The sequence below is a fragment of the Marinobacter sp. UBA5687 genome, assembly GCF_002420325.1.
In the GTDB taxonomy this organism is placed as follows: domain Bacteria; phylum Pseudomonadota; class Gammaproteobacteria; order Pseudomonadales; family Oleiphilaceae; genus Marinobacter; species Marinobacter nauticus.
Map to the genome: position 1 here is coordinate 1 of NZ_DIHV01000146.1, position 7134 is coordinate 7134.

The 7134-nt window shown below is 59.3% G+C and carries 7 protein-coding genes; 5 read left to right on the forward strand and 2 right to left on the reverse strand.

All coding sequences use genetic code 11. The annotated features are described in order from the left end of the window. The 3 genes from B3Y70_RS16065 to cydC all read left to right on the forward strand — a co-directional run. The coding region (locus B3Y70_RS16065; protein WP_288590086.1) for a cytochrome d ubiquinol oxidase subunit II at window positions 1–794 on the forward strand (794 nt) is incomplete at its 5' end. Continuing rightward, window positions 795–2468, forward strand: coding sequence for a thiol reductant ABC exporter subunit CydD (cydD, locus tag B3Y70_RS16070; protein ID WP_286896887.1), 1674 nt, complete (start codon window positions 795–797; stop codon window positions 2466–2468). Then, a complete protein-coding gene (gene cydC / locus B3Y70_RS16075) occupies window positions 2461–4080 on the forward strand; it encodes a thiol reductant ABC exporter subunit CydC (RefSeq protein WP_288590087.1) in 1620 nt (539 codons plus the stop codon). Before cydD ends, cydC begins: the two co-directional genes overlap by 8 nt. Here the strand turns inward: cydC and B3Y70_RS16080 are convergent, their stop codons facing one another. Beyond that, the gene (locus B3Y70_RS16080; RefSeq protein WP_153739883.1) at window positions 4081–5322 is read right to left on the reverse strand and encodes a saccharopine dehydrogenase family protein; all 1242 of its coding nucleotides are present in this window, start codon (window positions 5320–5322) and stop codon (window positions 4081–4083) included. Window positions 5323–5480: 158 nt separating this feature from the next. Between B3Y70_RS16080 and B3Y70_RS16085 the strand changes: the two genes are divergently transcribed. Next, window positions 5481–5810 (forward strand): hypothetical protein, encoded by a 330-nt coding sequence (locus tag B3Y70_RS16085; RefSeq protein ID WP_011784955.1) that lies wholly within the window; start codon window positions 5481–5483, stop codon window positions 5808–5810. A gap of 24 nt (window positions 5811–5834) precedes the next feature. Beyond that, window positions 5835–6290, forward strand: coding sequence for a hypothetical protein (locus tag B3Y70_RS16090; protein ID WP_288590089.1), 456 nt, complete (start codon window positions 5835–5837; stop codon window positions 6288–6290). 30 nt (window positions 6291–6320) lie between these two features. Here B3Y70_RS16090 and B3Y70_RS16095 read toward each other — a convergent pair. Next, a partial coding sequence (locus B3Y70_RS16095; protein ID WP_288590091.1) for an electron transfer flavoprotein subunit alpha/FixB family protein occupies window positions 6321–7134 on the reverse strand: 814 nt, incomplete at its 5' end.

Consider the following 7134-nt stretch of genomic DNA (forward strand, 5'->3'; position numbering starts at 1 on the left):
TGGCCGCCTTCCCGATGGTGTATTCCATCTTCCTGTCAGCACTCTACATTGGTGTGTTCCTGCTGCTGGCAGGGCTCATCTTCCGGGGTGTGGCGTTTGAATTCCGATTCAAGGCTCGTACCTCAAGGTACCTGTGGAACTGGTCGTTTGCCGGTGGCTCTACCATTGCCGCATTCGCTCAGGGTGCTGTGGTCGGGGCTTACATCCAGGGTTTCAATACCGTGAATGGCGCCTACGTTGGCGGCGCGCTGGACTGGCTGACCCCGTTCACCGTGCTGACAGGCCTGGGGATGCTGGCCGGTTATGCCCTGCTGGGTTCTACCTGGCTGATCATGAAAACCGAAGGGCGCCTGCAAGAGTGGGCCTACCGGGTAAGTGCACCACTGCTGATTGCCGTGTTGGTGGTGTTCGGCATTATCAGCGTATGGACGCCCTTTGTTGACGACATGGTGCGGGAGCGCTGGTTCTCCAATCTGAGCGTGATCTGGATTCTGCCGGCCCTGACCCTGCTGTGTGCTTTCCAGATCTGGCGTTCGGTACGCAACCGGTTTGAAGGTATGCCATTCGTCGCCACCATGGGCCTGTTCATCACCACCTACCTGGGACTTGTGGTGAGCAAGTGGCCGTATGTGGTTCCGCCCAACTACACCCTGTGGGATGCGGCTTCCGCCTATGAGTCCCAGCTGTTCCTGCTGCTCGGCCTGCTGTTCGTCATTCCCATTGTTCTGGCCTACACCGCCTGGACCTACTGGGTATTCCGCGGCAAGGTGCGTGCGGGCGAAGGGTACCACTGAGTGGCAGATCCGGCCCGTTCAAAGGTCCGCGCCTGGCTATCGGGTCTGGCCCGCAATAGCCAGCGCTGGATCACCGCAACCGTTCTGGCCGGTGTTCTTGCCGGGCTGGCCACCATCGTACAAATGGTGTTGCTGGCCTGGCTGATTCACCGGGGTGTGATTGAAAAAACGCCGGTTTCCGAACTCACGCCCGTATTTCTGGCCCTGCTTGCGGTTCTGGTGATTCGGTCCGCAGGCCAGGGGCTGCAAACCCGCTTTGCAGCCCGCTGCAGCGAGCAGGTGCGGCGCGATGCCCGCCGGCAACTGCATCATCACTGGAAAGCCACCGGCCCGGTTCATCTGGCGGATACGTCCGCTGCGTCCCTGGCTCGCGAGTGGTTGGACCACGTGGAGGCGCTTCACGGCTATTTCGCGCGTTTTCTGCCGCAGATGCCCCTCTCCGTGGTGATTCCCCTGGCCATCCTTGTTCTGGTGTTCTGGCTGGACTGGCTGGCTGGTATTTTCCTGGTGCTCTCTGCTCCGCTCATTCCGCTGTTCATGGCCCTGGTGGGCATGGGCGCAGAAAAGCTGAACCAGCAACATTTCGAAACGGTCAGCCGGTTGTCCGGCCAGTTTCTGGATAAGGTACGAGGGCTGACGACGCTTCAGCTGTTCGGGCAAACCGAGGCGGCCAGCCGCACGCTGGAAAACCGTTCCGACCAGTACCGCAAGATCACCATGAAAACGCTGAAAGTGGCATTTTTGTCGTCAGCGGTACTGGAATTCTTTGCCTCTGTGGCGATTGCGGTATTGGCCATCTATATCGGCTTCGGATTGCTGGGTTATATCGAATTTGGCCCAAGCGACGAACTCACGCTGTTCAGCGGATTACTTATCCTGCTGCTGGCCCCGGAGTTCTTTCAGCCCTTGCGCACGCTATCCCAGCACTATCACGACCGGGCAGCCGCCCTGGGGGCCGGTGCCGAGATTCTGGCCCGGCTGGAACAGTCTGTCGACAACGCAGAGCCGATCCGGCCAGACAACAGCATTAGCAATCAAGGCATTCAGATCTCCGGGGTCACGCTCCGTTACGGCGAGGGCCCGGTCATCTTCGATAACCTGGATATCCGCATCAAGGCCGGTCAGGTGATCGCCCTTACCGGCCCCTCTGGTGGAGGCAAATCGACCCTTTTGCATCTGCTGGCTGGCTTTATTCAGCCAGAGGCAGGGGCTGTGTCAGTATTCGGCGAGGCTCCCGGCAATCAGCCGTTCGGATGGCTTGGCCAGCGGGGCTTCTGGATTCAGGGCACCTGGGCCGAAAACCTTCGGCTAACCACCCCCGATGCGACGGATATTGCCATCGACTATGCATTACGACAGGTGGGCCTGGGTGAGCTGGTGGACAGCCGGGCTGACGGCATTCACAGCCGCATTGCCGAGGATGGTCTGGGGCTGTCCGGTGGTCAGGCCCGCCGTTTAAGCCTGGCCCGTATCTTCCTGGCGGACTATCCCCTGATTCTACTGGATGAACCGACGGCCGGGCTGGATGCCACCAGCGAGCTGTTCATTCTGCAGGCCCTGCATAGACTCAGCGAATCCGGAAAAACACTGGTGTTCTCCACCCATCATCAGGCGCTGCTGACATTGGCAGACCGCGTATTGATCGTAAATGACGGCGAGGTGCGCGATGCCTGAACTGAAGCCCTGGCTGGCGCTGATTTTCCGTCGCAAAGGTCGCCTTACGGTTGGTGCCGGGTTGCTACTGGGCACCCTGCTTTCCGGTATCGGTCTGCTAGCTTTGTCTGGCTGGTTTCTGACCGAAACCGCGCTGGTTGGCCTGTTACTGGCCGCAGGCATACAGGCCTACATCAATCTCTATGTGCCGGGCGGCGGTATCCGTTTTTTTGCGGTGTCCCGAACGGTGTTCCGGTATCTGGAACGTGTGTATAACCACAATACCGTACTGCAGCTACTCACCGATATTCGGGTGGCTCTGTTTGACCGACTGGCGGCCCGGCCGCGAACGGAGCGCAGTTCCCGCTCTGGCGCCCAGTGGCTTTCCCGACTCACCGCCGATGTCGATGCTCTGGACACGCTCTATCTCAGGCTGATTGCCCCCGCCGCCCTGGCAGCGGTGGTTACCCTACTGCTTGCCGCAATGGCGTGGTTACTGTTTGATGGTGTTGTGGCGCTGATTCTGGTGGTGATTCTGTCGCTTTCGTTCCTCCTGTCCACCTGGCTGGTGTATCTACGAACTTACGCTGCCTCCGGACAGTTGAGCGATCAGCAGGAGAGCCTGCGAGGCGAACTGGTTGAGCATCTTGAAGGCTTTGCGGAACTTACCGCCGCTGGCCGCACGGGTAAGCACACGGCCCGGCTGATGCGTCGAAGCGTAGAACTTTCCAGGGATCAGGCCCGGATCGACAGCCGAACCGGCTGGCATCAGGCTGGCTCTCATCTGCTGATCAATGTCGCGGCGGTGGCAGCCTTGTGGCTGGGCTTCCGCCTGTTCGAGCAAGGCACTCTGAGCGGCCCGGTACTGGTTCTCCTGCCCATTGCCCTGCTGGGCCTGGCCGAAGTCTACGCCATGCTCCCGGATGCCTTTGGCAAACTGGGAGCGACTCGAGCTGCTGCGCGCCGCCTGAACTCCGACCACGGTCTGGAAAGGGCCGCGGCATCACCCGCTGGTTCTGCTGGCGAACTGCCGGAGGGCTTCTCTCTTCAGGCCTGCGATATCACCGTGGGTTACGCGGGTTATTCGCCCTTACTCAGTCACTTCACGCTGACGCTTCGCCCGGGCGACACCGTCGGTATCGTTGGCGTCTCCGGCAGTGGCAAATCCACCCTGGCAGATACCCTGGCCGGGCTGGCAGAGCCATGCCGGGGAGAACGTCATTCCCTGCCCTGCGCCTACCTCACGCAAGCGACCGTGGTGTTTGAAGACACCGTGAAAGCGAACCTTCAGTTGGCGAACCCCAACGCCGGGGACGGTGATATGTGGCGGGTACTGGAGATAGTCGAACTGGCGGAACGGTTCGCCCAGGACGCTGAAGGATTGGGTACCTGGCTGGGCAGCGCCGGCAACCGTTTATCAGGCGGGGAGGCCCGGCGCCTGGTGCTGGCCAGGGTGTTACTGAGTCAGGCACCCGTGGTGATTCTGGATGAGCCTTTCACTGGTGTGGACGAGGCAACCCGTACACGAATTTCGCCCCAGATCAGCCGTTGGCTGCAGGGGCGCACCGTGGTGTGTCTCGGGCACGGGCCGGACGCCCTGCTGGCCTCCGACCGTATTCTGCACCTGGGTTGATCAGCGGGTTTCGACCACTTCAAACGTCAGACCGGCATTAGCCTGCAGGCGCTCGAGCAATTTGCCATCGAGCGCCGAGGCCGGTGTCCAGAAGCCACCTTTGACGTCCTCTTTCACATCAAAGGCCAGACACAGACCGGCTTCACCAAGCATTTTCGATGTCGAGCCGTAACCCGGGTCGCGATCGCCCGTCACCTTGGTGATCATGGTCTTGCCATCGGTGGTTTTGCCCACGAAACGCAGGTCGTAGAAACCTTTCTCCTGATCGTCCGGGCTTGGGCCCTCGCCAGGCTTGGGTACCAGCTTTTCGACCACCCAACGTGTTGGCTTGATGGCGGACGCGGTGAAGAACGCACCCAGCGCACCCACCATACCGTAAGCGGTCAGGCGGCCTTTGGTGCCCTTGCCCGTCATGATGGCTTCGTCGTAGGTGAACTCTTTGCCGTAGCGGGCACCCTGCAACGCATTGGAGCGGTGCACCACACGGGTGTTGATGGCACCCATCACAAACGGGGCCAGCCAGGCGTTGAAGTTCTTGTCGAACTCCGCAGATTTCAGGCTGGGCTGGCGTTTCTCGGAGCGATGCTCCGGCGGGCAGATGGAGAACGGATTGGCCAGTTCTTTGCGCAACTTGGGGTCGGCTCCGGCTTCCTTGGCCACGTTGATCATGGAAGCCACCGTGCCGCCAGAAAGGCCGCCCTTGGCGACTTTCACCCTCATGCGCACGTCCTGGCAGGGTTTGCCAAAGGTTGCTTCCGATTGCTGCTGCAGGAACCAAACGCCCATATCGGAAGGAATCGAGTCAAAGCCGCAGCAATGCACAATCCGTGCACCGCTTTCTTTAGCCTTGGCCTCGTACCGCTCAATCATCCGACGGATCCATTGTACTTCACCAGTGAGGTCGCAATAGTCCGTACCTGTCTCTGCGCAGACTTTTACCAGAGTTTCGCCGAAAAGAGCGTAAGGGCCCACGGTTGAGATGACCACTCGCGTCTGGCCGCACAGATCGCGCAGCGCAGGCTCGTCTGCTGCATCCGCCAGAATGACCGGTAGTGATGCGGCGCCTGCCCCCAGATCCGACTTGAGCTGGTTCAGCTTTCCTTCGGAGCGGCCGGCAATGGCCCATTTGACCTCCTTGTCTGCACCATAGTTTTCCAGAAGGTAGCGAGCCAGAATCTGGCCGACAAAACTGGTGGCACCGAACACGACAAGGTCATAGTTCGCAGCGGTGGTGTCTGTCATGGTCTGTCCTTGTTCAAACGAATGTATGAATGGATGGTAACAGGTTTATTCTGTGGTGCTACTTTCCCGTGAACTCGTGAACCGGCGTCGGGCCGGCCAATCGTTTGTCCTGTGGACTGCGGCACACTCTGCCCAGTCATTGAAGGAGGAGAGCCCCTTTGAGCGTCTTTCTGATTATTATCAGCCTGTTTCTTCTGGCTTTCAGCGCCCTGCTGGTCTGGCAAGTGCTTGAGCAGCGAAAGATGATCAAGCAAATGCTGGAAAGCGAGGATATCAGCGACACACATCAGGATCCTGAGCTGGTGCTTACGTTACGGGTACGGGATCCGATTGCCTTGGCCAAACGCGAATCCCGCACCGGACGGGTGCTGGCCGACCGCCTACCAGTAATGACCCGGAAAATGGTCTATCAGGAAGTGATGAAAGAGCTGGAGCGGGAGCTGGACGAGCGGGACATTGAGGTAGATATGCACATTGAGTATCGCTAGTTAAGGAGCGACAGGAGGCTTGCCATGCTGTTACTGATCGTTAGCCTGATGTGCCTGGCCGGCAGCGCAGTGCTGTTGTTTGCTGCGTTCCGGCTTGCCAATGGCAACCGGCGCAATCTGAGAATCCTGAATGCGCATCGAATTGGTGCCCTGAGTGCGATCCAGAAAAGCCGGATGGACCTGATGGAAGTTCGCAACCGCGCCCGGTTGCTGGAAGAAACGGTGTCCGGCGGTGCAACGGCGGTCGAGAAAGTCCACAAAGCCATCGCCAACACCACGTTTGGCCTGATCGACCTGTTTTCCCGGGACGATGAGTTCCGGGACAGCGCCCGCCGGATAAAGCAATCCCACCACCAGAAGAGCGAGCAGGTGTACAAAGCGGTGAGAACCTCTAACCGGGCACTGCATATCCTCGCGGATACACTGATCATCGGCAAAGCGGAAAAACGCATTGTTTCAAAAACAAAGAAGGCGCCCTGAGGCGCCTTCTTTTTCTGAAACTTCAGAAAGTTACAGAACTTTCTTCAGTTCCTCTTCCAGCTGCGGAACTGCTTCGAACAGGTCTGCAACCAGGCCGTAGTCGGCCACCTGGAAGATCGGGGCTTCTTCGTCCTTGTTGATCGCAACGATCACCTTGGAATCAGACATGCCCGCCAGATGCTGGATGGCACCGGAGATGCCAACCGCAACGTACAGCTGCGGAGCAACGATCTTGCCGGTCTGACCAACCTGCATGTCGTTCGGCACGAAGCCGGCATCAACAGCGGCACGGGAAGCACCAACCGCAGCGCCCAGCAGATCAGCAACCTGCTCCAGCATCTTGAAGTTGTCGCCGTTCTGCATGCCACGGCCACCGGAGATAACGATACCGGCAGAAGCCAGGTCCGGACGATCAGACTGGGCTTTCTCTTCACCAACGAAGGAAGACAGGCCAGCGTCTTTTACTACGTCCAGCTGCTCAACAGAGGCAGAACCACCTTCAGCGGCTACCGGGTCGAACGCGGTCGGACGAACCGTCACAACCTTGATGCTGTCGCTTGCCTTGACGGTCGCAATGGCGTTACCAGCGTAGATCGGACGCACGAAGGTGTCTTCGGATTCAACGCGGATAATGTCAGAAACCTGGGCAACGTCCAGCAGCGCAGCAACGCGCGGCATGAAGTCTTTACCGGTGGTACCGGCAGAAGTCAGGATGTGGCTGTAGCCCTTGCCTACTTCAGCAACCAGCTCGCCCAGGTTCTCACCCAGGAAATGACCGTACGCGGCGTTGTCTGCAACCAGTACCTTGTTCACGCCTTCTGCCTTGGCAGCGGCTTCAGCGACG